We start from the raw sequence: 25808 nt of genomic DNA, 5'->3' as shown, positions 1-25808 counted from the left end.
TTGTCTGACTTGTTCTATCGACCGTCCGAGCCGGCCATATGATCGATCCAGACCCTGAGATAGGCCGCTGCCGAAAGGATGGTCAAGGCCGCCACCAGATAGATCAGAATCAGTCGAAGGTCTCCAAATGTTACACCGAAAGCGAGTTCGGCAAGGACCACCGCCGCCAGGGCGATCTGGAAAGCCGTGTTTGCCTTCGAAACCAGGATCGGGTTCATGTCGAGCGGCTGAGACATGACGCTCGACAATATGACGGCGATGACGATCAGAATATCACGCGACACGACAAGGACGACGAGCCAATGCGGCAGGTGATTGAGAATCGCCAGCATGATGAATACGGTCACGAGCAGTAGCTTGTCCGCGATCGGATCGAGATAGGCGCCCAACTCGGTCTGCTGGTCGTAGTGTCGCGCGATAAAGCCGTCCACGCCGTCGGATATGCCAGCGATGACGAAGATAACGAAAGCCGGCATCATCGCGCCGACCAGCAGCGAATAGACCACCGCAGGCACCATCAGGAAACGCAGCACGGTAATGATATTCGGTATCGTCATGCGTCAGGATCGCCTGGACTGTTGTGACCGAAATGCGACTGGATCCGGTGCGGCAGGAGCCAGGCCGGATCAGCCTGCTTTCGGCGAATATTCCCAATGTGGCGCATTGTCCATCCACAAATTCAGCGTATGAACAAGGGTTTACAACATAATGAGGTCCATTTGCATCGTTTCTGGCGCTGATGGCTATCAACAGCCCGGCGGTATTTGTCGGCCCAGGGCAAGATGAGCCTTGCCTCTCAGAACAGGACATGTCATTCCGCCCGGAAACCGAACGCCAAGCCAGAGGACGCGCATGAACGAGCGCAGGAACGGGCTGAAATACAGTGATGCCGGTGTCGATATCGATGCGGGCAACCGCCTTGTCGATCGCATCAAACCGCATATCCGCGCGACCCGGCGGGCCGGCGCCGATGGCGAAATCGGCGGCTTTGGCGGGCTGTTCGACCTGCGCGCGGCCGGTTTTGAAGACCCGGTGCTCGTTGCCGCCAATGACGGCGTAGGAACCAAGCTTAAGGTCGCCATTGAGGCCGGCCTTCACGACACTGTGGGCATCGATCTTGTCGCCATGTGCGTCAACGATCTGCTGGTGCAGGGAGCGGAACCGCTGTTCTTCCTCGATTACCTGGCGACCGGCAAACTCGACGTCGACCAGGGTGAAGCCATCGTCGCAGGCATCGCCAGGGGTTGCGTCGACGCCGGCTGCGCCCTGATCGGTGGCGAGACGGCCGAAATGCCGGGCATGTATTCCGGCGGAGACTATGATCTGGCGGGATTTGCCGTCGGGGCAGCGGAACGCGGGGCCTTGCTGCCATCCGGCGATATCGGCGCCGGTGACGTGCTGCTTGGACTTGCTTCATCCGGTGTGCATTCGAACGGTTTCTCGCTGGTGCGGCGCATCGTCGAAACCGCGGACCTTGCGTGGGATGCACCGGCGCCATTCGATGCCGACATGACACTGGCGGAGGCGTTGCTGGTACCGACGCGGATCTATGTACGCCCCGTTCTGAAGGCCATTCGCGAGACAGGCGCGATCAAGGGACTCGTGCACATCACCGGCGGCGGCTTCCCCGAGAATATCCCGCGCGTTCTGCCTGACGGGGTTTGTGCGGAGCTGGATCTGGACAGCATCAGCCCATCGCCCGTTTTCGGATGGCTGGCGCGAACCGGAGGGGTCGAGACCACCGAGATGCTGCGGACATTCAATTGCGGGATCGGCATGGTTGCTATCGTCGGCGCCGAGCGCGCCAACGCGGTCAGCGAGGCACTGACAGCTGCCGGCGAGAGTGTGATCGAGCTCGGCCGATTGGAGGCGCGGGAAAACGACCCGGGCGTCCGCTACAAGGGCTCGCTTTCGCTATGAGCGCCGCTGACACCGGCCACAAGCGCGTTGCCGTGATGATTTCCGGACGCGGCTCCAATCTGGGTGCTTTGATCTCGGCCAGCATGGCGAGTGACTATCCCTGCCGCATTGTCGGTGTCGTCTCCGACAGGCTGGACGCGGCGGGCCTCCAGCTTGCCGCCGACTACGACATCGAAACACACGTGGTCGAGCGCAAGGATCACGCGGACCGTGCGGCACATGAGGATGCGATCCAGGCCGTGCTCGAAACGATGCGGCCGGATATGGTTTGCCTTGCGGGTTACATGCGCCTTCTTTCCGGTGACTTCGTCTCCCGGTGGATGGGCTCCATGATCAACATCCACCCTTCCCTGCTGCCGAGCTTCACCGGCCTCGATACTCACCAGCGTGTCCTGTCGCATCAGGTCAGACTGCACGGATGCAGCGTGCATTTTGTGACCGAGGGCATGGATGAAGGCCCGCTTATCGCGCAGGCGGCTGTTCCCGTCCTTCCCGACGACGATGCCGATTCCCTTGCCGCCCGTGTGCTCAAGGCCGAACACAAGCTCTATCCTTCCGCCCTGCGCCTGGTCGCCGAAGGCAAGGTCAGGATCACCGACAGCGGTACGGTTCTCTTCCGGGATTATCCGGAAGCCGACGGGGATGCGGTGCTTTATTCACACACAATCGGCGACGAATAGAGATCAGCGTCTCAGCCAGACCCGATTGTCATGGAATGCGGCGCCGCCGAACGGCGCGATGCTGTCCGCGCCGGTTAGCACATTGATGCCCTCGCCATCGACAAAGGCGTCATTGGGCCAAAGGCCCTCGGAAATCAGCACACCCGCCCGAAGTCCGCCGACAAGGCGCGCATGCAGCCGGACACTGCCGCGGTCATTGCCGATCGTCACCAGATCGCCATCCGCGATCCCCAATGCCAGCGCATCGTCATGGCCAATCATGAGTTCCGGCCGCCCTTCCCGCTTGCGCGACGATTCGGTTTCGCTGAAGGTCGAATTCAGGAACGTTCGCGCCGGGCTGGTCGCAAGCCTGAACGGATGCCGGTCATCGGCGGCTTCGATAAGGTCGATATGGTCCGGGAACGGCGGCAGCCGGTCATGCGGGCCTTGCGGACCCATGGAATCGGGCGGCCGGTTCGGCGCATTCGCGCCTTGCCAGTCGAGCCGAAAGCGGAATTTGCCGTCCGGCCACGCGAAGCCGTGCACGAAGTGCGCGGTCTCGAAATCGGGCTGGCAATCGATCCAGCGGTTTTCCTTCAATGTCGCCAGATCACCGTGTCCGCTGCGTTGCAGCATATTGTTGATCAATGTGTCCGCCTCGGCTTCGAATTCCGATGGATCCGGCACTCCGAGACGCCTGGCCAGCTCGTTCACGACAAACAGGTTGGGGCGTGGGCCCTCCGGCGGTTCAATGAGCTTGGGACCCAGCACGATGAACTGGTTGCCGCCGCCGCGGTAGATATCGTCGTGCTCAAGGAACATGGTCGCCGGCAGGACGATATCGGCCATCGCCGCCGTTTCGGTCATGAACTGCTCATGCACCACCGTAAAAAGGTCCTGCCGGGCGAAACCTTCCATCACCTTGCGCTGCTCCGGCGCGACATTGACCGGATTGGTGTTCTGGACGAACAGCGCCGTGACCTCAGGGCCGCCGCGCAGCGCCGCAGCATCCCCCGTCAGCACGCGGCCGATCTGCGACTGGTCGAGGTGACGTATGCCGGGATTGCTGAACGCCGTTCCCGTGATTTCGGACTTGTCGAGGCCGAAGATCGCATGGTTGGAATGGAAGGCACCGCCGCCCTCATATTTCCAGGCGCCGGTGACGGTGGCGATGCACGATGCCGCATGCATGTTGATCACGCCGTTGCGCTGCCGGGTAAAGCCGTAGCCGAGCCGGAAAAATGTCCGTTTCGTTCCGCCGACAAGATGCGCGAATGCCTCGATCTCGGCGACTGAAAGGCCGGTAATCGGCGCAGCCCAATCCGGTCCCCGGCTTTTCAGGTGCTTCTCCAGGCCAGCCGCGTCGTCGGCATGGCTTTGCAGGTAATCCCGGTCCGCGAGACCGTCACGGAAGAGCACATGCATCACGGCGCAGGCCAGCGCGCCGTCCGTTCCGGGTTTCAGGATCAGTTTGACATCGGCCTGTTTGGCGGTCGGATTGTCATAGATATCGACAACGACAATTTTGGCGCCGCGCTCCCGGCGCGCGCGGATGGCGTGAGTCATGACATTGACCTGCGTCGACACGGCATTGGTGCCCCATATGACGACACAATCCGATTTGGCCATCTCGCGCGGGTCCGGGCCGGCCACCGTGCCCGTTCCGAGGAAGAAGCCGGTCCACGCGGCGTTGGTGCAGATGCTGTCGAACTGCCTCGAATAGTCCTTGGCGTGACACAGCTTGTTGATCGAGTCGCGCTGTACCAGACCCATCGTGCCGGCATAGTAGTATGGCCATACGGTTTCGGAACCGAGGCGCTGCTCGGCTGCCAGGAATCGCTCTGCGGCCAGATCGAGGGCATCGTCCCAGGACAGCTCCTGCCACCTGCCCTCACCCTTTGCACCGACGCGGCGAAGCGGTTTCAAAAGGCGGTCCGGGTGGTGAACACGTTCGGCATAGCGCGCGACCTTGGCGCAGATCACACCGGCCGTATAGCTGTTGTCGCGCGCGCCACGCACGCGGCCGATCGTATGCCCGTCCAGCAACTCGACCTCCAACGCGCAGGTCGACGGACAATCATGCGGGCAGGCCGTGTAGCCGGTTCGTTCTGGCGCCAGTTCGTTCATTCAAAACCCTAATTTTGACACGTTATGAGGGATATAGAGCACTGGTGGTTTGTGCGAAACCGAATCGGACAAGCGGTAACTGCACCGATGGCACGCCGTGATCGCCGTTGCATCGACAAGGGTGCCTCGAGATTACCCTTGTACAACAAACACGGGGCGCGAGGACAGTTGCAATACCAGCATATCCATCACGCAGGCAATTTCGCGGATGTGCTGAAGCATGCGGTCCTGGCGCGGATCATCTCTCAACTTCAAACCAGTGACGCCGCCATCCGTGTCATCGATACACATGCCGGAGCCGGCATTTACGACCTTGCCTTGCAGGAGGCCGGGAGATCCGGCGGGTGGCAGGACGGAATCGGGCGGCTTTTGAGCGCGCGCCTACCGGAAGACGCCGACCGGTTGCTTGAGCCCTATCTTTCCGTCGTCAGGGCGCTCAATCCCGGCGACAGCCTTTCCCGATACCCGGGCTCGCCCAAGCTGGCGCGGGCATTGCTCCGCAAACAGGACCGTCTGTCGGCGATCGAATCACACAAGCAGCAGAGCGAAGCGCTGAGAGATCTCTTCGAGGGCGACTACCAGACGCGGGTGACCACACTTGACGGCTGGCTTGCGCTCGGCGCCCATCTGCCACCGAAAGAGCGGCGCGGCGTCGTCCTCGTCGATCCGCCGTTTGAAATTGAAGGCGCATATGATCGACTGGTCGACGGGCTGGCCAGGGCCTATTCGCTCTGGCCGTCGGGCCTTTATTGCCTGTCCTATCCGGTCATGGCGGGGGCGCCGGTTGCCGATTTTCATGGAAAGCTCAGGGCACTCGGCATCCCGAAGATCCTGTGTGCGGAATTGCGTGTGTGCGACGGAACGGAAACCGACGGCCTCGCCGGTTCCGGGATCATCCTCGTCAACGCGCCGGCGAAGCTGGAAAAGGAACTGGCGGCGCTGCTGCCGGTCCTGGAGACGAGCCTTGCCCGGACGCCGCGCTCGGGATGCTCCATCTTCCGGGTCGCCGGCGAACGACAAATATCCCGCGAACACGCATAACAGTCGCCGACGAGACTTGACGCATGGCCGGAGGGCGATCATCCTCTTTGCAGGAGAGCCAGATGGCAGTTCCCGGCCCAATGGCCGGCCAAGCAATGAGGGGACCGATTTTCATGCTCCGCACCTTCGCTCTGCGAATAGCAATCGCCGCAGCCATAGCCCTGCCCGGCCTGTTTGCCGGCGCGGTTGCACCGGCTCAGGCCTTCGGGCTGCACGCCTTCAAGAGCTGCGACAGCCCGGCGGTGCTGCGCACCATTACGCACCGTTTCGGTATCGCTGACCGGAACGTCCTCCATATGGGCATTGCCATCGAGGACTATTTCAACATCCACCAGAATCGCTACACGCCGCGCACGGACACCGAATTCATCGAACGGCGCTACTGTCACGGCCAGGTCGCCATGAGCGACGGCCACACCCGGACGATCTGGTACCTGATCGAGAGCGGCCAGGGTTTTGCCGGTATCGGCGACAATGTCGAATTCTGCATCTCCGGGCTGGACTCCTGGCATATCTACGGCGCCAATTGCCGGTCAGTCCGATAGGGGTAGCCAGTATATTCAGATGTCTGCGTTTCCTGGCCCTGGCCGGGCTATTGGCGCTTTGTGGATGCGACCAGCCAACACAAGCTTCGCAAGCTGATGGCTTCGATTTTTTCGTACTGGCTCTGTCCTGGTCGCCCAGCTACTGCGAAGCCGAGGGCGAACGCGCCAATCGCCAGCAGTGCGACAGCGCCCGTCCCTATCATTTCATCGTTCATGGACTCTGGCCGCAATTCGAGGACGGCTACCCGGAGTTTTGCGACGCGAATGTTCTGCGAACCGAAACGCGTCTTGAGAGCAGGATGCTGGACATCATGCCGAGCCGCGGGCTGATCCGGCATCAATGGAAGAAACACGGCACCTGTTCAGGTCTCTCGCAGGACACCTATTTCGATAAGGTCCGCGCGGCGCGGGAGCGCGTGACGATTCCGCCCATCGCACCCGAGGCAGGACAATACCGTTCCGTCTCGCCGGCGGAAGTCGAACGGGCCTTTATGCAGTCGAATCCGGGTCTTGGCGAAGACCACATCGCGGTGACCTGCGATCGGCACCGGCTGCGCGAGGTGCGTATTTGCATGACGGCCGATTTGGAGTATCGATCATGCCCGCAGGTCGATCGCCGCGCCTGCAATCGCCGATCGATCGTCATGCCGCCGGCACGCGGCCGGTGATCCGACAGCTTTTTCGAACCGTTCAGTCAGAGGATTCGCCCGATGAAAATACTCTTTGCGCCCGCTTCACCCTATTCGGCAAAGGTCCGCATGGCGGCCCGTTATTGCGGTCTCGAGGCGCAATCCGTACCCGTCGATACCAACGCCGATCCGGACGAACTCGTCGATGCAAACCCGCTGGGTAAAATTCCGACACTGATCGATGACGGCATGACGGTCTATGACAGCCGAGCAATCATGCAGTATCTCGATCGCAAGAGCGGCAAGCTCCTTTATCCGCGCAATGCGCAGAAGAGAACGGAAGCCGAGGTGCTGGAGGCGCTTTGCGACGGCATCACCGACTGTCTTCTGGCCATGGTCTACGAGAACCGCTTCCGCCCGCTGGAAAAGGTCCACCAGCCCTGGCTCGACCGGCAGTGGTCGAAAATCGAGCGTTCGCTGGATTATCTCAACGACAATCTGCCGAGAACGACCAAGAAGCTGCATGGCGGGCACTTTGCGCTGGCGGGCCTGATCGGTTATCTGGCGCTTCGCTTCGACGGACAATGGGAACGCGGCAGACCGAAACTGAAAAACTGGCCTGGAAAATTCGCGAAGTTCTTTCCGGAATACGATGACTACAAGTCGAAAGGCTGACGAAAACAAGCAAAAAGCCGGACGATAGTTCGCAAACACAGCATTGCGTTTCAACCACTTGAACCTATATGCAGGGAACCGCACTCCATTGCGACACGCCAATCCCTGAAGCCCGGACTCTGCACCTATATGATCAGTTTCCTCATTTTGATAGCCGGGTTGACGCTGCTGATTTTTGCAGGCGACTACCTGGTTCGAGGTGCTGTCGCGCTGGCCGAAAAACTGGGTATAAACCCGCTGATCATCGGATTGACCATCGTCGCGCTCGGCACCTCCGCTCCGGAGCTGTTCGTCTCGCTGAATGCCGCGTTCACGGGTGTGTACGGCATCGCCATCGGCAATGTGGTGGGTTCGAACATCGCCAATGTGCTGCTGGTTCTTGGCGCGCCGGCACTGATCGCGCCGATCGCCTGCAGGGAGGGCGGAATCGGTTTCAGCCTCCTGGTCATGGCCACGATGACCATCGTGCTGATGATCATGATGGGGTCCGGCGTTTTGACCCATCTCGACGGTCTCGCCCTGCTGGGGCTTCTCGTCATTTTCCTCGGCTGGCAATTCGTGCACGCCCGCAAGGACCGCGCATCGGCAACGCTGGGCGGCGACTATCACGACGATCTCGACGAACTGCCAGCCGAGAACTCGCGGATCGTCGCCTATCTTCTCTTCGGCCTGATCGGTCTGCCGATCGGCGCCAAACTTACCGTCAACGGTGCCGTGGATATTGCGAGCCTGTTCGGCGTTTCCGACACGATCATCGGGCTGACGATCGTTGCGATCGGCACATCGCTTCCGGAACTCGTCACGACCGTCATGGCCGCCTGGCGCGGCAGCGGCGCGGTTGCCATCGGCAACGCGGTCGGTTCGAACATTTTCAATATCGGCGCGATACTGGGCATCACCAGCCTTTTGCATCCACTCTATGTCCCGGCGCGCATAACGATGGTCGACATGTGGATCATGGCCGCCGTTACGGCTCTGGTCATCGTCCTGGCGCTGACGTCGCGCTCGATCAGCCGCTTGGGCGGTTTCATCATGCTTGCGCTCTTCGTTACCTACGTGGCGGCGGTTTTCTAGAGCTCCCCGGTCCCGTCAGCCAAAACGGTGTGGAACACCTTGCCGTTGACCGGTGCCGCATTTGACAGTCCGCGGCCCCGGCATCACATAATGACATTGTAACCCCTGGAAGGAACTGATGGCGAAAGCGGATCAAACCGCGCCGGACGGCGTTGCCCATGCGGATCGCGACAATGCGAAAGACCGGACGGCCGGCGTTGACGGCTGGGAGGACGGCGGACGCACGGGCTCCGGCCTCAGGGGCGCCGAACTGATCCAGGACCTCGTGAAGATCCTGCCCAACGCGCCGGGTGTCTACAGGATGCTGAACGAGAAGGGCGACGTGCTTTATGTCGGCAAGGCGCGCAGCCTGAAGAAGCGGGTCACGGCCTACGCCCAGGGGCGCGGGCACACGAACCGTATCGCCGGCATGGTGCGCGCCACCACGAGCATGGAGTTCATCACCACCCGCACCGAAACCGAAGCGCTGCTGCTTGAGGCCAACCTCATCAAGCGTCTGCGGCCGCGCTTCAACGTGCTCCTGCGGGACGACAAGTCCTTTCCCTACATCCTGCTGACGGAAGACGGGCTGCCCTCGGGCATCTACAAGCACCGCGGCGCGCGGTCCCGCAAGGGATCCTATTTCGGCCCCTTCGCCTCCGCGCAGGCCGTCGACCGGACCATCAATTCGCTGCAGCGGGCGTTTCTGCTGCGCACCTGCACCGATTCCGTTTATGAGAGCCGCACCCGGCCGTGCCTGCTCTACCAGATCAAACGCTGCGCAGCGCCCTGCACGGGGGAAGTCACCGAAGACGACTATGCGGCGATGATCGCGGAAGCGAAGGACTTTCTCTCCGGAAAGAGCCAGAAGGTCAAAGCCGCCATGTCCGGCGCCATGCAGGAAGCGTCCGAGGCGCTGGATTTCGAGCGCGCCGCGATCTATCGCGACCGACTGGCGGCGCTGTCGCATGTGCAGGCCCATCAGGGCATCAACCCCAACACGGTCGAAGAGGCGGACGTCTTTGCCATCCACCAGGAAGGCGGCATGAGCTGCATTCAGGTGTTCTTCTTCCGCACGGGACAGAACTGGGGCAACCGGGCCTATTTTCCGAAGGCCGATGCCTCTTTGTCGTCTGCGGAGGTGCTGGAAGCTTTCCTGTCGCAGTTTTACGACGACAAGCCCTGCCCCCGGCAGATCCTGATCTCGGAGAGCATTTCGGAACTCGACCTGTTGTCGGAGGCGCTTTCGATCCGGGCCGGCCACAAGGTATCGATCAGCGTGCCGAAGCGCGGCGAAAAGCGCGATCTCATGGACCACGCGCGGGCCAATGCCAAGGACGCGCACAACCGGCGGCTGGCCGAAACATCGACCCAGGCAAGCCTGCTGAAGGGTTTCGCCGATGTCTTTGAACTCGAGGAAACGCCGCGCCGCATCGAAGTCTACGACAACTCGCACATCATGGGTACGAACGCGGTCGGCGGCATGATCGTTGCAGGACCGGAGGGCTTCGTCAAAAACCAGTACCGGAAATTCAACATCAAATCCAAGGACCTGACGCCGGGAGACGATTTCGGCATGATGCGCGAGGTCATCGAGCGGCGGTTCTCGCGCCTGGTAAAGGAACACGGAAAACCGGAGCCCGGCGAAGCCGAGGACAAATCCGACACAGCCGTTCCTCCCTGGCCCGACGTGCTGCTCATCGATGGCGGCCAAGGTCAATTGTCGGCGGTCAACACGGTGCTCGAGGAACTCGGCCTGTCTGGCAGTGTTGCCGTCATCGGCGTCGCAAAGGGCGTCGACCGGGATGCCGGCCGCGAGCGTTTCTTCGCCGCAGGCCGCAAGGCGTTCTCGCTGCCGCCGCGCGATCCGGTGCTTTACTTCATCCAGCGAATGCGCGACGAGGCGCATCGCTTCGCGATCGGCACCCACCGTGCCCGGCGAAAGAAGGAAATGACCGCGAATCCGCTCGACGAGATCGCCGGGATCGGCCCCACACGGAAACGGTCGCTTCTGCATCATTTCGGAACCGCAAAGGCCGTATCGCGTGCCGGGATCGAGGATCTTCGAAGCGTCGAAGGCATCTCGGAAGCCATGGCTCAACTGATCTACGATCATTTCCACGAAGATCCGTCCGGATAGGCCGGACCGGCCTTTCTCCAGATTGATTGTTGACGCGGTGGCGACAGCGCTATTTGTATGGTGTCAAATCCGAGCAAATGAGGCCCCATGGCATCGCATACCTATAATATTCCAAACCTTTTGACCTACGGACGCATAGCCGCGGTGCCGCTCATCGTGCTTTGCTTCTTCGTCGAGGGACGCCTTCACGGATCGGACCTGGCGCGGTGGAGCGCGCTTGCGCTCTATATCGTCGCCTCGATCACCGATTTCCTCGATGGCTATCTGGCGCGTATCTGGAACCAGACCTCCAATATCGGCCGGATGCTCGATCCGATCGCCGACAAGCTGCTGGTTTCGTCGATCCTGCTTCTGCTGGCGGCGGACGGAACGATCGCCGGCTGGACCATCTGGGCAGCGATCATCATCCTTTGCCGGGAAATCCTGGTGTCGGGCCTGCGCGAATATCTGGCGGAACTGAAAGTATCCGTTCCGGTCACCTGGATCGCCAAGTGGAAGACCGCCGTGCAGATGATCGCCATCGGTTTCCTGCTGGCCGGTCCCGCGGGCGAGGCCTATGTTCCGCACACAACAGCTATCGGGATCGGCCTTTTGTGGATCGCCGCGCTGATCACGATCTATACGGGTTACGACTACTTCCGCGCCGGCCTCAAACATGTGGTGGAAGAGTGATGGTCAAACTGGTCTATTTCGCCTGGATCCGCGAACGCATCGGCAAGAGCGAGGAAGAGATCGAACTGCCGGACGACGTGGAGACGATCGCCGATCTGATCGGCCATCTGAGAACGCGCGGTGAAGAATATGCGCTGGCGCTGCAGGTGCCGGAGGTCGTGCATGTGGCGATCAACCAGGAACACCGTCAGCACAGCGATCCCGTTAGCGGCGCGCGCGAGATCGCATTGTTCCCGCCCATGACCGGAGGCTGAACCATGCCTGCCGCTCCGACGATACGCGTCCAGGCCGAGGATTTCGACCAGCAGGAAGAGATCAACGCCTTGACGGCCGGCAAATGCGATATCGGCGCGGTCGTCAGCTTCACCGGGCTGTGCCGCGACGAGGCAGGCACGCTGGCGGCGCTGGAACTGGAGCATTATCCGGGCATGGCCGAAGCGCAGATGCGCCGTATCGCCGATGAGGCGTGCGAACGCTGGCCACTCGACGGCGTCACGGTCGTCCACCGCTTCGGCAAGATCGCGCCGGGAGACAATATCGTCCTGGTGGTGACCGCCTCACGTCACCGCCAGGCCGCTTTCGACAGCGCTGCCTTCCTCATGGATTTCATGAAATCGAAAGCGCCGTTCTGGAAACGCGAAATCCGCAAGGATGGCAGTGAAGGCGCCTGGGTGGACGCACGCGACACCGATCACGACGCGCTGGAGCGCTGGCAATAAAAACCGCCGCCCGGGCGGGCGGCGGCTTATCTCGAATACGGTCGGGAAATTATCCGACGATCTCGGTGCCGGAGAACCAGTAGGCGATTTCCTCGGCAGCCGTTTCGGGCGCATCGGAACCGTGCACGGAGTTTTCGCCGATGGACAGCGCATATTTCTTGCGGATCGTGCCTTCGTCGGCGTCGGCCGGATTGGTCGCACCCATGATCTCGCGGTTCTTGGCGATAGCGTTTTCGCCTTCAAGCACCTGGACGATCGTCGGGCCGGACGACATGAACTCCGTCAGTTCACCGAAGAAGGGACGCTCCTTGTGGACGGCATAGAAACCTTCGGCTTCGCGCAGGCTCATCCAGACCCGCTTCGAGGCGACGACCCGCAGGCCGGCATCCTCGAACATCCTGGTAATTTCGCCGGTCAGATTGCGCTTTGTGGCATCGGGTTTGATCATCGAAAAGGTGCGTTCGATCGCCATGAAATTCTTGTCCTTGCATCGGTTTGCGGGAGATTTGCGCGCTCTATAGCCTTGCGGGGCTGGCAAGACAAGGGCTCGGCGCACCGTATAGGCAGCCGGTATCGCTCTTTGCGGAATTACCCTGCCTTCAGGCCGCGGCCGCGACGGAACGGCCAATGCCGGCGTGAAGATCGAGGCAGCGATCGAACCAGAGCGACACCGGATCGTCCGGTTCCAGCAACTCTTCGGCTGAGCAGACACGCGCCCATTGGAAAGCGCCGAAGACAATGTAGTCGGCAAAAAGCGGTCCCTCACCGCCGATGAAGGGCTGTCGCTTGAGCATCAGGCGCAGAGGTTCGAGCTTGGCGCCGAACTCCCTGATCCGCTCAGCGCCGGCCTCGACAACATCCTCCAACGGCCTTCCGAAGCGCGCTTCGCGGCTCTCGCGGAAATAGGCCTGGTCCTGCGGCTCCAGCATGGCGTGGATGTCGAGCAGCAGCCGGCCGCCGATCGTCGTGTGAATTTGCGATGCAGACCAGGCTTCCATGAAGCGGGAAAGCGCGACGCCGCCCTCGCCGCCAAAGAGCGTCGGCCGGTCGGGATAGGTCTCCTCAAGGTAAAGCGCGATGTCGAAGGAGTCGGATATGACCTTGTCGCCGTCGCGCAGCACCGGAACGGTCTTGCCGAAACGGTTTTCGACCTCCGGCACGCCGGTAAAGGGAACCGCCGAACGCTCAAATTCCAGACCCTTGTGTGCCAGCGACATGACGGTCTTCCAGCAATGGGGGCTGAAGGGCCGCGCCGCGTCACGGCCGGCCAGTTCGTAAAGCATGATGGTCATGAAATACTCCGCGATGGTTGCCTTGGATGCGTTTTGCGGCATTGTGCCGTTTTTGCCCGGCGTTTCAACAGCTTCGCGAGCCGGCACTCCCGTGTCACCTTAATTTGATAGTATGCTGTAAACCGCTGACGCATTGGCTCCATCATGCGCCGCATTTGGGGCTGTATCGTCAGGCCTTACCCACACTATGATCGCGCCGTAATGAGGGAGGCGAAACGATGCCCAATTCGTACAAGCTGCTCAATGGCAGGGCGATAGCCGCACAGATCCGCAAGGATGTCGCGTCCGAGGTGGAAACGCTCAAGACGGAAGGCTGGCCGGTGAAACTGGTCTCGATTTCCATGGGCGATGTGGAGGCGTCGGCACTTTATGTCCGCAACCAGCAGAAAGCAGCCGAGAAAACAGGCATCGCCTTCGAGGCACGCCACTATCCGGCGGAAATCGGCCGTGACGAACTGCTCGGCATCATCCAGGGTCTTAATACGGATCCGCGCGTCACCGGCATCATCATCCAGCGCCCGACCCCGAAGCATCTAACCGAGCGGCGACTGCAACGAACGGTGCATCCACTCAAGGATGTCGAGGGCATGCACCCGTCGAATATCGGCGACATCGTTTACAACGACCTGAAGATGGGGCCCTGCACCGCGGTGGCCGCCGTGGAGCTGCTCAAGTCGACGGGCGTCAATCTGGAAGGCCTGGAGGTCACGGTTATCGGCCATTCGGCCATTGTCGGCAAGCCGATCGCCTTTCTGCTGATGGCGCAGGGCGCGACCGTTACGGTCTGTCATCACGAGACGCGCAACATTGCCATGCATTCGCGCTCGGCGGATGCCGTCTTCGTCGCCGTCGGCAAGCCGGGCCTCGTGACCGGCGCCATGCTCAAACCCGGCGCGGTCCTAATCGATATCGGCATCAACCAGATCGATACGGCCGACGGCCCGAAGGTTGTCGGTGATGCCGATTTCGAAAGCTGCGCGGATGTCGCCGGCTGGATCACCCCGGTGCCCGGTGGTGTCGGCCCCGTCACGGTGGCGACCCTTTTGAAGAATTCGGTAACGGCGGCGCGGTTGCAGCGCGATCACTACGCGTCCGAATTTGCCACGCGCACCAGCGCTTGACGGCAACTTTCCGCTTGCCATCGGGCAGCCGCCGATCCAATAAGCGGGCATGCTGACCCTGTCCGACATCTCGGCCCGCATCGCCGGACGCCTGCTGATCGATCACGCCTCCCTGACTCTGCCGGAAGGAACCAAGGCCGGTCTGGTCGGCCGCAACGGCGCCGGCAAATCGACCCTGTTTCGCGTCATCTGCGGCGATCTTACCGCCGAAACCGGCACGGTCAGCCTGCCAAGGAACTGCCGCATCGGCCAGGTCGCGCAGGAAGCGCCGGGAACCGAGGAGCCGCTGATCGACATCGTTCTCGAGGCCGATACCGAGCGCGTCGCCCTGTTGCAGGAAGCCGAGACGGCAACGGACCCGCACCGTATTGCCGAGATTCAGACCCGGCTGACCGATATCGGTGCGCATTCGGCGGAGTCGCGCGCCGCCAGCATTCTCTCCGGGCTCGGCTTCGACAACGAGGCACAGAAGCGCCCGGCTTCGAGTTTTTCCGGCGGGTGGCGCATGCGCGTGGCCCTTGCCGCCGTGCTGTTCGCGCAACCCGATCTGCTGCTGCTTGACGAGCCGACGAACTATCTCGACCTGGAAGGCACGCTGTGGCTTGAGGATTATGTGCGGCGATACCCGCACACGGTAATCATCATCAGCCACGACCGCGACCTGCTAAACCGGGCCGTCAATTCCATCGTGCATCTGGAGCGCAAGAAGCTTGTGTTCTATCGCGGCCCGTTCGACCAGTTCGAGCGCCAGCGCGCCGCCGCGCGCGAGTTGCAGATGAAGGCGCGCGAGAAGCAGCAGGCCAGGCGCAAGCACATGGAAGCCTTTGTCGAGCGCTTCCGCTACAAGGCCTCGAAAGCGCGCCAGGCCCAGTCGCGCCTCAAGGCGATCGAACGCCTCGGCGACATTTCAGCGGTTGTCGAGGAGCATGTGCAGGGCTTTGCCTTTCAGGCACCGAAGAAACAGCCCGCCTCCCCCATCATCAAGCTTGAAGGGGTCTCGGTCGGATACAATCCGGGCGATTCGGTGCTCAGCAGGCTGAACCTGCGCATCGACAATGACGACCGCATTGCCCTGCTTGGCGCCAACGGCAACGGCAAATCCACCTTCGCGAAGCTGATATCGGAAAAACTGCAACCGGGTAGCGGCGTCATGACCCGCGCGCCGAACCTCAAGATCGGCTATTTCGCGCAACACCAGATCGACGACCTCGTGCCAACCGCCAGCGCCTATGAACATGTGCGCAAACGGCTGCCGGATGCGCCGGAAGCCGAGGTGCGCTCGCGTGTGGCGCAGATGGGGCTATCGACGGAAAAGATGGACACCCCTGCCCGCGATCTTTCCGGCGGCGAGAAAGCCCGCCTCCTCATGGGTCTCGCGACATTCGAGGGGCCGCATCTCATGATCCTCGACGAGCCGACCAACCATCTGGATATCGACAGCCGGTCGGCGCTGATCGATGCGCTCAATACCTTCGATGGCGCGGTTATCCTGATTTCGCATGACCAGCACCTGATCGAGGCGACGGCGGACCGGCTGTGGCTGGTCAAGGACGGAACCGTCCAGAGTTTCGAAGGCGATCTGGAGGAATACCGCAGCATTGTGGTGAGCGGATCGCGCGGGCAGAGCCGGCAAAAGGACGTTCCGGGCGGAGCGTCGAAGGCGGAACAGCGCCGGGCCGCCGCCGACCGACGCAAGGAACTGGCGCCTTTGAAGAAAAAGATCAATGAAATTGAAGCCTTGACGGGGCGTCTTGAGGCGCTGATTCAACAGCTCGATGCGGAGCTGGCGGACCCGCAAATCTACGAAAAGTCACCGGACAGGGCAGCGCTCAAGGCCAAGGAGCGCAGCAATGCGCAGGCGCAACTGGCCGAAGCCGAGGAGCAGTGGCTGCTTCTGTCCGGCGAATACGAGGATGCGTCAAAGGGCTAAGCATGCCGGCGCAACAGCCGCTGATAGACAAGTCCGATCGCGACGAGCACGGCGCCGAGGCCGATGAATGACAACGCCCGCAGGAAACCCGTCAGGCTCGACATATCGACCACGAAAACCTTGGCGACGACAACCACGATGATGACACCGGAAAGCAGGCGCAACGTCCGGACGCCGCCTATCATGCCTGCCGCAAGCGTCGCGATGCCGATGGCCAGCCACGCCGCCGAATAGGTGTACAGCTCCGGATCGCTCGTCGGACCGACATCAAGGGCGACCGGATGGAACCAGTGGCGGATGGAAAGGCTGATCCAGGCAAAGAGCAGGACGCCGCTGACGCTGTAGGCTCCAATCGCATAGACGGGCCGAACTGCAGCGCTCCGGAGACCAAGGACGCCATAAAGTAAACCGGGCAACAGATAGCTGAAGGCCAGAATGTTGAAGAACCAGCTTTTTCCGATGGTGGCGCCGGTCAACAACGGATTGTAAATTCCGATGAGGCACAAGACCGCGACAATCATGCCGGCATAGCCCAGGATATCGGTGGCCACGCGCAGTGTCGCGCTGACGCCTGCCAGCCGCAACTGCAGGATGCCGAGGGCCACCCCTCCACCAACGAGCACCAGCAGAGCCGCTTCGGGCAGCGTGTCGATCGGTGTGAAAACGGCCTCGGGATCGAGCGCGTGCAAGCCGACAATCGCAGGAGCCGCCGTCACCGTCGCCACGGCCACGGCCTCCATCACGTCAAGCCAGCGGTCGCGGCCGTGGCGGGCGAGCAGCCAGGCGGCCGCAACGAAACCGATTGCCGGAATTCCATAACCGTAAAGCAGCCAGTTGAAGACCGGTGTGTCGCCCAGCGACCCGCCCACGATGGCCGGATCCCAGGCAATGCGCGCCGCCCAGAGCACCGCCGGAACCAGCGCCAGCGGCCGCAGCGCCGCCAGCGGGTTGCGACTGTAGATATAAGCGGTGGCCGGTGCCATCAGCGCAAGCGAGACCGTGAGTGCGCCGCGTTCGAGGACCATGCACAGACCGAGCGTCAAGGTCGAAAGAGCCGCGATCATATAGTTGGCGGCAACGCCCGCCCTGCCCGCGCTCGTATCCGACAGCCGGCGATCGGCATATTGCGCCACCGCGTAAAGCGCGATGCTCAAGACCAGCGCAATGACGCCGAGACGCACGGATACGTCAAGAAAGTCGGTGCGCGCATAACAGACTGCGAGGATCAGCGGCGGCACGAACGCGCCGCCAAAGGCGAGCGGCACCCGGGCGGCCGATCGCAACGCTCCGAAGAGGCCTATGGCACCGGCCAGCGCCGCGATCGCAAAGCCCAAGCCGCCGAAGAGCGACAGCACCTTCTGCTGATAACCCGGGAGGATGTTCGGATTGATCGAACCCGGCGCATCGGGACCATAGGCGAGCGGCGCCCAGCTATCGGCCGTGAGTTCCCAACCCGCATAGCCGAGCACGACAACCAGGCTGGCAACCGGAACAATCAGGCGGATCGCCGGATAAAAGAAGGCGGAAGCGAAAGGAATGAAGACCAGCAACAGCAGGCCGACTACGGTGGCGGCATCGGTATCGGTGACCACGAAGCCCAGCGCCAACACAAGCACCAGAGACAGCATCAGAACGGCAATCCGGTCATTGACCGGACATTCCGATATCGACCGTTGATAGAGGCTGGAGACAAAGACGTAGAAGACGGCTGCCCAGGTGGCGAGAATATAAATGCCGACAATCGGCTTTTCACCTTGCGTTGCAAGGATAAACATCAGGGCGCCGAAGAAGACGAGCCCAAGCGCGGCGATCACCGCCAGCCATCGCCAGAGGCGAAGGCGACCGACACCGAAGGCGGCAATAGAGACCGCGAATGCGTAAAGGCCAAGACCGGCCGTATTCGGCTCCTGCGAACTGACCAGGAAGGGAACGACGTAACTGCCGACAATGCCGATTGCTGCAAGCAGCGGCCCGTGCAGCAGTGCGGCAATCATCGTTGCAACCGCGACAAGCCCGAGCGCGATGAAGGCCATACCGGGCGCGAGGAAGCCATAAAGCTGGTAAGCCGCGTATATGGTCGCAAATGCTCCGAGTGTTCCCGCCGCGGTCAGGATCGCCGGAACATTGGCGCTCTCGAAACCGCCGACGGAGTAGGCTGCGCCGCGCCCGCGTGTCCACTCGCCGACGGCGATGAGCGCGGCTGAAAAGAACAGGCCGGCAAGGATACGGGCGCCCGGCCCGAGAATACCCTGCTCGATGGAGTAGCGGACCATGAAAACGGCGCCGAGCGCCAGCGCCAGCCCTCCGACCCAGACGGCCCATTTGGCGCCGACGGTTTCTTCGAGGCCCCGTCCTCCCGTATCCGGCTGCGCAGCGGGCGCTTCGGGTGGTGCGTCCTTATCGCCGTCGTCATCGGCCGGCTCTTCGGACGCCGCCGGTTCATCGGCCCTGATATCGTCTTCTTCCGGCTGCCGCTCAGGAGCCTCGGACCTGGACCCGACGGACGGGACCGACACCGCTGCCGATACATCCGGCGCTGAACCGGCCAGGCTTGCACGCAGCTTGTCGACTTCCCGTTGCAGGGTCCGCACCTTGAAAAAAGCTATGGTTCCCAGGATCGGGCCGACGACCAGCAGCGCCGCCAGCAACAGAATCGGCGCCATCAGGTCAAACATGGGCCCGCATCCTTTTCCTCCGCAACCAGGATCAAGACGTTACGGACTGCTGCAATCCCCGGTCAATGCTGCCTCAGCTTTCCTTGTGGAAAGCCTCCATGACATCGTCAATCCGGTCCTGTCCCCAATGCATCTCGCCGTTGACGAAGAACGTCGGGGCCCCGAATGCGCCGCGCTCGACCGCTTCTTCCGTATTGGCGCGAAGCTCGTCCTTGATGGCCTGGTCCTGCACCATGTTGGCGATCTCCTGCGCGGGCAGGCCGGCCTTGTCCATCAGCTCCATGACCACCGCGGGGTCGGAAATATCGTCGTCATTGGCCCAGGCGCCATCGAACATGACATCCATATATTTCTTGAGGACATCGTCGCCGAACTTTTCCGCCGCCACGGCTCCACGCAGGACCATGATCGTGTTGAGAGGAAATTTCGGGTTGACGGAAAATTTGAAGCCGTGCTTGCCGCTGATCCGCATCATGTCGTCGAACATCCACTTGCCCTTGGCCGGGATATTGGCGGGTCCGCTATTGCCGACCGCCTTGAACACACCGCCCAGAACCATCGGTTTCCAATTGATCTTGCCGCCGGCCTTCTCGATCATCTCAGGCAGCCGCTTGTAGGCGATATAGGATGCACTGCTTACGAAATCATAATAAAAATCAATGGTTTTGGACAATTCCAACCTCCTGGACGGTAACCTTCGGCGGCGACATCAAGCGCCGCGCCTCGACAGCGTCCACAAGGGATAAATAACGTTTACGTAAAAGGCAATGGAGTTCCCTTACCTAATGGCTGCTTGTGCGGGGCGCTTCCTTGCAGCAAAACCGGTTTACGGATTTCTAATCCTGTGGCCGTATGGTCAGGCTGCAAACGGGAGGCAGCCCTTGTCATGCGTATTCTGTCTTCGATAGGCATCACGCTCGCGATTTCGACGACCGCGCTCTTTGCCGATGGGCCGGCACAGGCGGCCAGCGTCCATGTCAGGGATTCGGGCGCCATACCGTCCATTCTTCCGAATGAACGGCCGGTCGAGCCGGTACTGATGCTTGTTTCGCTGGACAATCAGTCCATGCGGGTCATCGTCGGCGACGAAATTGTCGCGCGCACCCATGTATCGACCGGAAAACAAGGTCACAGAACACCGACGGGCATCTTCAGCATCCTGGAAAAACGGCGTCATCACAAATCCAACATCTATAGCCAGGCGCCCATGCCCTTCATGCAGCGCCTGACCTGGTCGGGCATCGCGCTGCACGAATCCGATCACGTTCCCGATTATCCGGCATCGCATGGCTGCATTCGAATGCCGGGCGCATTTGCGAAACAGCTTTTCGGCTTTACCGGAACCGGGGCACATGTGCTGATTACGGAAGATGAGCGCCTGCCGCGCCCCATCGCCCACAACAAGCTGTTCTATCCGGGCGGCAAACCCGCTCAGACCGTGGCGCGGTCTGCGGCCATCACGCCGGTGGTGGTCAAGCCGATGAACCGCAAGTCCACCGGTTCGATGGTGGTGTTCGGATCAGGCAATGCCGAATCGGGCAGCGACGCGGACACAACCTCCGACAATCTCGAGCTTCGCAGCAGCTTTGACGCGCATATGGAACTCGTTGATGCCGATGACGGTTTTGTCATGCCGTCATCGCGCGATCCCATTCGCATTCTGATCACCCAGAGGACGGGCCGCGAGCTCGTTCGCGACATCCAGTCCATGCTCAATCAGCTCGGCTTCGAGGCCGGCAGCGAAGACGGTCTGATCGGCAGCGAGATGGGCGATGCGATCCTGCGCTACCAGAGGGACCGGGAGCTGGAGCCGACCGGGGCGGTTTCGGTGGCTCTGGCCCGCGAGCTGTCGCAGGACACCGGCCGTGGCGGCTTCTCCACCGGGCATATCTATGTTCGCCAGGGCTTCCGGCCGCTCTTCGACGCGCCGGTCTTCATAGACAACCCGACCCAGCCCCTCGGCACGCATTTCCTGTCGGCGATTGCCCACCGCATGGAGCCTGACAAGCTTCAATGGCAGCATATGCAGCTCGCGGATAGCGTGGCCACTTCGCCACTGCTCGAACTGGACGAATACAGCGCCATCCGCGCGTCAGGGGTCCATGCCACGCTCGACCGCGTTCACCTGCCGCAATATGTGCGCTCGCGCCTTCTTGTCATGACCGTCGCCGGTTCCTCGATCGTCATTGCCGACGGAGGCATCAACGACGAAGCCCACAAGGGCACGGATTTCATTGTCGTGACCAACAACTGGTCGGATTGACGTTCCGGGCGTCAGGCTGTAGAGCAGCGCGGAACCTGCCTGAACAGTCAGGCGGCCAAGCGGCGCGGCAACTCAAAGCGCCTTCACGAAAGTTCTGCTCATATGTCTGCCTTCGAGCGCGTCGATCCGGCGCTTGCCGCCGCGTTGAACCAACGCGGCTTTACCGAATTCACACCCGTTCAGTCCGCCGTTCTGGATAAGGATCACGGCGATCTTCTCGTCTCCGCCCAGACCGGCTCGGGCAAGACGGTGGCTTTCGGCCTTGCGATTTCGCGCGGTGTGATCGATGCCCGAAACGATGCGGAAGGCGCGTCGCCCCTCGCGCTTATCGTCGCGCCGACACGCGAGCTTGCATTGCAGGTGCGCCGTGAATTCGAATGGCTGTTCGAACGGACCGGTTTGCGTGTTTCCTCCTGCGTCGGCGGCATGGATCCGCGCAGCGAACGGCGTGCCCTTGAGCGCGGCGTGGACATTGTCGTCGGAACGCCGGGGCGGCTTCGCGATCACATCACACGCGGCTCGCTCGACACAACAGAGCTGCGAACGGTTGTGCTCGATGAAGCGGATGAGATGCTCGACCTCGGATTTCGCGAGGATCTGGAGTTCATTCTCGATGCCGCGCCGCAGGACCGCCGCACGCTGATGTTCTCGGCCACCCTGCCGCGCACGGTAACCGCATTGGCGAAACGCTATCAGCGGGACGCGGAAAGCATATCGGTCCATGGAGAACGAAGCCATCACGCCGATATCACCTATTTCGCCCATGTGGTGGCCCCGAACGAGCGCGAAAACGCGGTCATCAACCTCCTGCGCTTCCATGATGCGCCCCGGTCCATCGTATTCTGCGGTACCCGTGGCGAGGTCAAACGCCTGTCCAGCCGCCTGGCAAATCGCGGTTTTTCCGCGGTCGCGCTTTCAGGTGAACTGAGCCAGAGCGAACGGTCGCATGCATTGCAGTCGATCCGCGACGGGCGCGCCCGGGTTTGTGTGGCCACCGACGTCGCGGCGCGCGGCATCGACCTGCCGGAGCTCGATCTCGTGGTCCACGCCGATCTTCCGAACGATCCGGAAACACTGCTGCACAGAAGCGGCCGCACGGGCCGCGCCGGACGCAAGGGCGTTTGCGCCGTGGTGGTAGGCGGCGACCGGAAGCGCAGCGCCGAGCGCCTGGTGCGCGGCGCAAAGATAAAGCTGACCTGGATCCCGGCACCCAGCCTCGATCAGATCACCGAGCGCGATGACGACAGGCTTTTGAACAGCGCATATTTGAGCGGCGATCCGGATGACGGCGAACGGGACCTTGCCGGCACCCTGCTCCAAAGATACACGGCTGAGCAGATCGCGGCCGCCTTCTGCCGTATGCACCGGTCCTTCCTTCCGGCGGCCGAAGAAATCTCGGTCGTTGCTCAAGACGAAAGCGAACCGAAAAAGACACGGGAATTCCAGGACGGGGTCTGGTTCCGCATCAGCACGGGCAGGAAGCAGAAAGCGGAGCCGAGGCGGCTCCTGCCGATCATATGCCGCTCCGGCGGCATCACGCGCCGCTCTGTCGGATCGATCCAGATCAGGAATTCTTACACGCTCTTCGAGATCGATCCGGACTGCGTGGTCGCGTTCTGGAAGAAGATCAGCGACGACGGGTGTGTCGAGCCCGATCTGACGATCGAGCATATCGGCGAATATCAACCGGACGAATCCGACGTTGAAAACAATCGCCGACCGGATAATCCACGGAAGAGCCGCGGGAAAAAACACAAGCGCCCGGAAAACGGTCGAAAACCGCGTGGCTTCAAGAACAAAGCAAAGGCGAAACGTCCGGCCGCGCCCAAGAAAAAACGCGCAGGCAAGCCGAAATCCGCATAGCCGTCATGCCTTTTGCGCTGGATCCCTTTGCTTGCCAGCCGCTTTTCCGACCAGAAGCCAGTGCAGCAGAACGGCGACCAATGACACGAACAAAACCGATCCAAGGGTGTCGGAAAGGAAGTGCCGACCCTTCAGGACCCGCAGCAGCGCGGCAAGCGATGCGCATGCCAGCGCCAAAGCCAAAATGCAATTGCGCAATGCCTTGTTGGGTATGTAAGCGCTCAAGACCAGCACGGAGATGAAAAAGGCGGTCGCTCCGGAGCCCTCGCCCGATACGAATGAGCAGTTGCCGTCACACTGGTCGGATATGATGAAAGCAGGCGAAAACGACCTTTCGCCGCCGAATTCGGCCACGTCGCCAGGGCGGGCCCTTCCCCACATGTTCTTCAGGACTGCGTTCACAAGAATGCCCGGTCCGAGAATGTAGAGAAGCGGAACGAAACCCCAGACAGGCTGTGGCACCTTGAAGACGGGCCCGCGCCAGATCGACACGACCCAAAGCGCAAGACAGGTTACGGCCAGCCCGATGCTGGCGACGTTGAATGCGCCGCGATAGGCGTTGAAGAAGGCGTTTTGTGCCGTCCACCCTCCGGTGACGCTGTCGTAGAAAAACCCCGACACCCAGAGGTCGATGCCCGGAAATATGTTGAACAGCAGGAAGAGAAGCCCGAGCCCCAGCAGGACCTCCTCGGTGAGTTGACCATGATCCGGATCAGCCATCGAAACACCCACGGTCCATCAGGAAGGCGAACATCTCACCGCCATGATACGCGCCGCCCTGCGTCGTCAGGGTTGCCACGGGCTGGATTATTTCCCCGTCGCACTCCACGGTCGGCCGGCCGGCGACCCAAAGTACAGCCTTTCCGGGTGTGTTCTCATCCAGGGAGAAATTTTGCTGGTAGTAATTCTGCGCCCGGCCGCGCGGTCTTATCGAGCGGATGACCACGCCGGAATCGCGCCCGGTATAGAAGAGATCAGCAAGGATATCGCGCCCACCCACCAGGATGAAGTCGGCATTGTTCGCTTTCGCCGCGTCAATGATGTCCTGGCTTAGTCTTTCCCTTCCCAGTATGCGTTTGAGAGCGGGTTTTTCGCCGTCAATGCTTACATGATAGGCAATGGCCGTCAGGAACGGCAGGCCGATGGCTATGACAACGCCGATCCAGACGGAAAGTCTGAGCAACCGGTAGTAGCGCTCCTGCAGAAGTCCCGCCACGACGAGCACCGTGCCACCAAAATAGGCGGCGACCGCCCAGTTCGCATAGGCTTTGGACAGCAATGCCTGAACGCACACGATGAGGATAACAGGCACAGAAAAGAACAGAAGGATACGCGAATCCGCTTCGCGCGCCTTGTAAACACTGGCGATCAGGGACCCGAACAGGATCGGACCGAAAACGCCGAACTGGCTGAAGAAGAACTCGGCGAGTTTGAGATATTTCAGGTCCAGTTCGCTGGAGTTCCTGCGAACCCAGTCCGCATTGTCCATCGTATGTTCGAAGGTCGTCAGGTCGTTGAAATAGTTCCAGACGAGGTTCGGCATGGCGACGACCGCGAATGTCACCAGAACCAGAAGCGCGTTGCGCCACGATGGCCGCGCCTTGGACATGAAGACGGCCGCCAGTACCACGCATATGATGAAATAGATGCCCGCATATTTGGCAAGAAAAGCAAGCCCCGCCATGGCACCGGCGAGCAGCGCAAATCGGGCATGGCCCTCGTGCAGCAGCCGGAAATAGAACAGCAGCGCCAGAGAGAAGAACGGCGCCATGATCGTGTCGGTCGAAATGACGGCGCTGCCGAGAGTCACGGCCGGCATGGTGATGTAGGAGATCATCGCCCAGCAGGCGGTGCGCGCATCGTAGAGATATTTGCCGAGCGAACCCAGGATCAGAGCGGTCGCGAAATGGAAAAGCGGAACCGGCAGCCGCACCCAGAAAATCGAATCGCTCTGCCCGATCTCCGTGAAGAGGCGGATCGTCCAGGCGATCAGCGGCGGCTTCGAGTAATAACCGAAGTCAAGATCCTGACTCCAAAGCCAATACTGCGATTCGTCCACGAACAGGTCGGTCTGGTCGAAAAGGAAAAGAATAACGCGATAGAGAGTAAGGATCGCACAGGCTGCAATTCCCGCCTTCATCCAGTCTTGCGATGCCGGGTCGAGTTCTTGGTTTTTCAGTGGACTGAGAATGGCGTGCACGAACGTTGCCTGGCTGTCTTCGAATCTGATCGGCTCTTGGAGCCCTTTCGGGAGTTAACGGCTGGTTTGACATAGCCAGTTTCAAGCGATTTTTGACGAAAAGACGACGCTGCAGGCTGACCTCCCGTCAGCCGGCCTCTCCTCAAAAAGCACCTGAACTGGTTTCGCCCGTTCGAATTGAGCCTGCCTTGCCCCTATCGGCGCGTTTGATATTGGACAAACAGGCTCAGCCCAAACCAATCATTACTTCCCGAAGGGGCTCTTAGCAGGAATGGAACAGGATT

The 25808-nt window shown here is 61.2% G+C and carries 23 protein-coding genes; 15 read left to right on the top strand and 8 right to left on the bottom strand.

All coding sequences use genetic code 11. From position 1 onward, the window contains the following. Positions 1–14: 14 nt before the first annotated feature. Complete coding sequence (locus OOZ53_RS16645; protein ID WP_271090793.1) at positions 15–557, bottom strand: CDP-alcohol phosphatidyltransferase family protein; 543 nt, start codon at positions 555–557, stop codon at positions 15–17. A 295-nt stretch (positions 558–852) separates the two neighbouring features. On the opposite strand from OOZ53_RS16645, the gene purM reads away from it, so the two are divergent. Continuing rightward, on the top strand, positions 853–1920 hold the full coding sequence (purM, locus tag OOZ53_RS16640; RefSeq protein ID WP_271090792.1) for a phosphoribosylformylglycinamidine cyclo-ligase: 1068 nt from the start codon (positions 853–855) through the stop codon (positions 1918–1920). Further along, a complete protein-coding gene (purN, locus tag OOZ53_RS16635; RefSeq protein WP_271090791.1) occupies positions 1917–2600 on the top strand; it encodes a phosphoribosylglycinamide formyltransferase in 684 nt (227 codons plus the stop codon). The genes purM and purN overlap by 4 nt, the downstream gene beginning before the upstream one ends. A 3-nt stretch (positions 2601–2603) precedes the next feature. On the opposite strand, the gene OOZ53_RS16630 is transcribed toward purN, so the two are convergent. Then, complete coding sequence (locus OOZ53_RS16630; protein ID WP_271090790.1) at positions 2604–4706, bottom strand: molybdopterin-containing oxidoreductase family protein; 2103 nt, start codon at positions 4704–4706, stop codon at positions 2604–2606. Between the two features lie 168 nt (positions 4707–4874). Between OOZ53_RS16630 and OOZ53_RS16625 the strand changes: the two genes are divergently transcribed. The 9 genes from OOZ53_RS16625 (at position 4875) to OOZ53_RS16585 (ending at position 12180) form a co-directional block, all read left to right on the top strand. Continuing rightward, a complete protein-coding gene (locus OOZ53_RS16625; protein ID WP_271090789.1) occupies positions 4875–5747 on the top strand; it encodes a 23S rRNA (adenine(2030)-N(6))-methyltransferase RlmJ in 873 nt (290 codons plus the stop codon). A gap of 113 nt (positions 5748–5860) precedes the next feature. After that, complete coding sequence (locus OOZ53_RS16620; protein WP_271090788.1) at positions 5861–6292, top strand: hypothetical protein; 432 nt, start codon at positions 5861–5863, stop codon at positions 6290–6292. Then, positions 6274–6960, top strand: a complete 687-nt coding sequence (locus OOZ53_RS16615) for a ribonuclease T2 family protein (RefSeq protein WP_333780601.1) — start codon at positions 6274–6276, stop codon at positions 6958–6960. The genes OOZ53_RS16620 and OOZ53_RS16615 overlap by 19 nt, the downstream gene beginning before the upstream one ends. Positions 6961–7002: 42 nt before the next feature. Then, on the top strand, positions 7003–7596 hold the full coding sequence (locus OOZ53_RS16610; protein ID WP_271090786.1) for a glutathione S-transferase family protein: 594 nt from the start codon (positions 7003–7005) through the stop codon (positions 7594–7596). Between the two features lie 129 nt (positions 7597–7725). Further along, positions 7726–8670, top strand: a complete 945-nt coding sequence (locus OOZ53_RS16605) for a calcium/sodium antiporter (protein ID WP_271090785.1) — start codon at positions 7726–7728, stop codon at positions 8668–8670. A 118-nt stretch (positions 8671–8788) separates the two neighbouring features. After that, the gene (gene uvrC / locus OOZ53_RS16600) at positions 8789–10789 is read left to right on the top strand and encodes an excinuclease ABC subunit UvrC (RefSeq protein ID WP_271090784.1); all 2001 of its coding nucleotides are present in this window, start codon (positions 8789–8791) and stop codon (positions 10787–10789) included. Positions 10790–10876: 87 nt separating this feature from the next. Then, entirely contained in the window at positions 10877–11461 is a 585-nt protein-coding gene (gene pgsA / locus OOZ53_RS16595; RefSeq protein WP_271090783.1) for a CDP-diacylglycerol--glycerol-3-phosphate 3-phosphatidyltransferase, read from the top strand. After that, positions 11461–11715, top strand: a complete 255-nt coding sequence (gene moaD / locus OOZ53_RS16590; protein ID WP_271090782.1) for a molybdopterin converting factor subunit 1 — start codon at positions 11461–11463, stop codon at positions 11713–11715. The genes pgsA and moaD overlap by 1 nt, the downstream gene beginning before the upstream one ends. Positions 11716–11718: 3 nt before the next feature. After that, the gene (locus OOZ53_RS16585; protein ID WP_271090781.1) at positions 11719–12180 is read left to right on the top strand and encodes a molybdenum cofactor biosynthesis protein MoaE; all 462 of its coding nucleotides are present in this window, start codon (positions 11719–11721) and stop codon (positions 12178–12180) included. A 49-nt stretch (positions 12181–12229) separates the two neighbouring features. On the opposite strand, the gene ndk is transcribed toward OOZ53_RS16585, so the two are convergent. Both ndk and OOZ53_RS16575 read right to left on the bottom strand, forming a co-directional pair. Next, positions 12230–12652: a nucleoside-diphosphate kinase gene (gene ndk, locus OOZ53_RS16580; RefSeq protein ID WP_271090780.1), complete on the bottom strand. Its 423-nt coding sequence runs from the start codon at positions 12650–12652 to the stop codon at positions 12230–12232. Between the two features lie 127 nt (positions 12653–12779). Further along, positions 12780–13472, bottom strand: a complete 693-nt coding sequence (locus tag OOZ53_RS16575; RefSeq protein ID WP_271090779.1) for a glutathione S-transferase family protein — start codon at positions 13470–13472, stop codon at positions 12780–12782. Between the two features lie 218 nt (positions 13473–13690). Here OOZ53_RS16575 and OOZ53_RS16570 point away from each other — a divergent pair, with 218 nt between their 5' ends. Together OOZ53_RS16570 and OOZ53_RS16565 are read left to right on the top strand one after the other, a co-directional pair. Beyond that, positions 13691–14593, top strand: a complete 903-nt coding sequence (locus tag OOZ53_RS16570; RefSeq protein WP_271090778.1) for a bifunctional 5,10-methylenetetrahydrofolate dehydrogenase/5,10-methenyltetrahydrofolate cyclohydrolase — start codon at positions 13691–13693, stop codon at positions 14591–14593. Between the two features lie 49 nt (positions 14594–14642). Further along, a complete protein-coding gene (locus OOZ53_RS16565) occupies positions 14643–16523 on the top strand; it encodes an ABC-F family ATP-binding cassette domain-containing protein (protein WP_271090777.1) in 1881 nt (626 codons plus the stop codon). Here the strand turns inward: OOZ53_RS16565 and OOZ53_RS16560 are convergent. Both OOZ53_RS16560 and OOZ53_RS16555 read right to left on the bottom strand, forming a co-directional pair. Next, positions 16520–19198 (bottom strand): DUF2339 domain-containing protein, encoded by a 2679-nt coding sequence (locus tag OOZ53_RS16560; protein ID WP_271090776.1) that lies wholly within the window; start codon positions 19196–19198, stop codon positions 16520–16522. The two genes, OOZ53_RS16565 and OOZ53_RS16560, sit on opposite strands and share 4 nt — an antisense overlap. Positions 19199–19271: 73 nt before the next feature. Continuing rightward, positions 19272–19871: a 2-hydroxychromene-2-carboxylate isomerase gene (locus OOZ53_RS16555; protein ID WP_271090775.1), complete on the bottom strand. Its 600-nt coding sequence runs from the start codon at positions 19869–19871 to the stop codon at positions 19272–19274. Between the two features lie 213 nt (positions 19872–20084). Here OOZ53_RS16555 and OOZ53_RS16550 point away from each other — a divergent pair, with 213 nt between their 5' ends. Together OOZ53_RS16550 and OOZ53_RS16545 are read left to right on the top strand one after the other, a co-directional pair. Next, positions 20085–21461, top strand: a complete 1377-nt coding sequence (locus OOZ53_RS16550) for a L,D-transpeptidase family protein (RefSeq protein WP_271090774.1) — start codon at positions 20085–20087, stop codon at positions 21459–21461. A 102-nt stretch (positions 21462–21563) separates the two neighbouring features. After that, positions 21564–23324, top strand: a complete 1761-nt coding sequence (locus OOZ53_RS16545) for a DEAD/DEAH box helicase (RefSeq protein WP_271090773.1) — start codon at positions 21564–21566, stop codon at positions 23322–23324. A gap of 3 nt (positions 23325–23327) precedes the next feature. Here OOZ53_RS16545 and OOZ53_RS16540 read toward each other — a convergent pair whose 3' ends face one another. Beyond that, the gene (locus OOZ53_RS16540) at positions 23328–24044 is read right to left on the bottom strand and encodes a phosphatase PAP2 family protein (protein WP_271090772.1); all 717 of its coding nucleotides are present in this window, start codon (positions 24042–24044) and stop codon (positions 23328–23330) included. Further along, on the bottom strand, positions 24037–25524 hold the full coding sequence (locus OOZ53_RS16535; protein ID WP_271090771.1) for an ArnT family glycosyltransferase: 1488 nt from the start codon (positions 25522–25524) through the stop codon (positions 24037–24039). Before OOZ53_RS16535 ends, OOZ53_RS16540 begins: the two co-directional genes overlap by 8 nt. Positions 25525–25808 lie beyond the last annotated feature (284 nt).

Origin of the sequence: Allohoeflea poritis, assembly GCF_027889715.1 — a bacterium.
Taxonomy (GTDB): Bacteria; Pseudomonadota; Alphaproteobacteria; order Rhizobiales; family Rhizobiaceae; genus Hoeflea_A; species Hoeflea_A poritis.
This window is presented reverse-complemented; position numbering and strand designations above follow the sequence as displayed.

What these genes read in the sequence shown, in the direction of transcription:
- OOZ53_RS16645 (WP_271090793.1), bottom strand. Translation starts at nt 557, where the DNA reads ATGACGATACCGAATATCATTACCGTGCTGCGTTTCCTGATGGTGCCT.
- purM (WP_271090792.1), top strand. Translation starts at nt 853, where the DNA reads ATGAACGAGCGCAGGAACGGGCTGAAATACAGTGATGCCGGTGTCGAT.
- purN (WP_271090791.1), top strand. Translation starts at nt 1,917, where the DNA reads ATGAGCGCCGCTGACACCGGCCACAAGCGCGTTGCCGTGATGATTTCC.
- OOZ53_RS16630 (WP_271090790.1), bottom strand. Translation starts at nt 4,706, where the DNA reads ATGAACGAACTGGCGCCAGAACGAACCGGCTACACGGCCTGCCCGCAT.
- OOZ53_RS16620 (WP_271090788.1), top strand. Translation starts at nt 5,861, where the DNA reads ATGCTCCGCACCTTCGCTCTGCGAATAGCAATCGCCGCAGCCATAGCC.
- OOZ53_RS16610 (WP_271090786.1), top strand. Translation starts at nt 7,003, where the DNA reads ATGAAAATACTCTTTGCGCCCGCTTCACCCTATTCGGCAAAGGTCCGC.
- OOZ53_RS16605 (WP_271090785.1), top strand. Translation starts at nt 7,726, where the DNA reads ATGATCAGTTTCCTCATTTTGATAGCCGGGTTGACGCTGCTGATTTTT.
- uvrC (WP_271090784.1), top strand. Translation starts at nt 8,789, where the DNA reads ATGGCGAAAGCGGATCAAACCGCGCCGGACGGCGTTGCCCATGCGGAT.
- pgsA (WP_271090783.1), top strand. Translation starts at nt 10,877, where the DNA reads ATGGCATCGCATACCTATAATATTCCAAACCTTTTGACCTACGGACGC.
- moaD (WP_271090782.1), top strand. Translation starts at nt 11,461, where the DNA reads ATGGTCAAACTGGTCTATTTCGCCTGGATCCGCGAACGCATCGGCAAG.
- OOZ53_RS16585 (WP_271090781.1), top strand. Translation starts at nt 11,719, where the DNA reads ATGCCTGCCGCTCCGACGATACGCGTCCAGGCCGAGGATTTCGACCAG.
- ndk (WP_271090780.1), bottom strand. Translation starts at nt 12,652, where the DNA reads ATGGCGATCGAACGCACCTTTTCGATGATCAAACCCGATGCCACAAAG.
- OOZ53_RS16575 (WP_271090779.1), bottom strand. Translation starts at nt 13,472, where the DNA reads ATGACCATCATGCTTTACGAACTGGCCGGCCGTGACGCGGCGCGGCCC.
- OOZ53_RS16570 (WP_271090778.1), top strand. Translation starts at nt 13,691, where the DNA reads ATGCCCAATTCGTACAAGCTGCTCAATGGCAGGGCGATAGCCGCACAG.
- OOZ53_RS16565 (WP_271090777.1), top strand. Translation starts at nt 14,643, where the DNA reads ATGCTGACCCTGTCCGACATCTCGGCCCGCATCGCCGGACGCCTGCTG.
- OOZ53_RS16560 (WP_271090776.1), bottom strand. Translation starts at nt 19,198, where the DNA reads ATGTTTGACCTGATGGCGCCGATTCTGTTGCTGGCGGCGCTGCTGGTC.
- OOZ53_RS16550 (WP_271090774.1), top strand. Translation starts at nt 20,085, where the DNA reads ATGCGTATTCTGTCTTCGATAGGCATCACGCTCGCGATTTCGACGACC.
- OOZ53_RS16545 (WP_271090773.1), top strand. Translation starts at nt 21,564, where the DNA reads ATGTCTGCCTTCGAGCGCGTCGATCCGGCGCTTGCCGCCGCGTTGAAC.
- OOZ53_RS16540 (WP_271090772.1), bottom strand. Translation starts at nt 24,044, where the DNA reads ATGGCTGATCCGGATCATGGTCAACTCACCGAGGAGGTCCTGCTGGGG.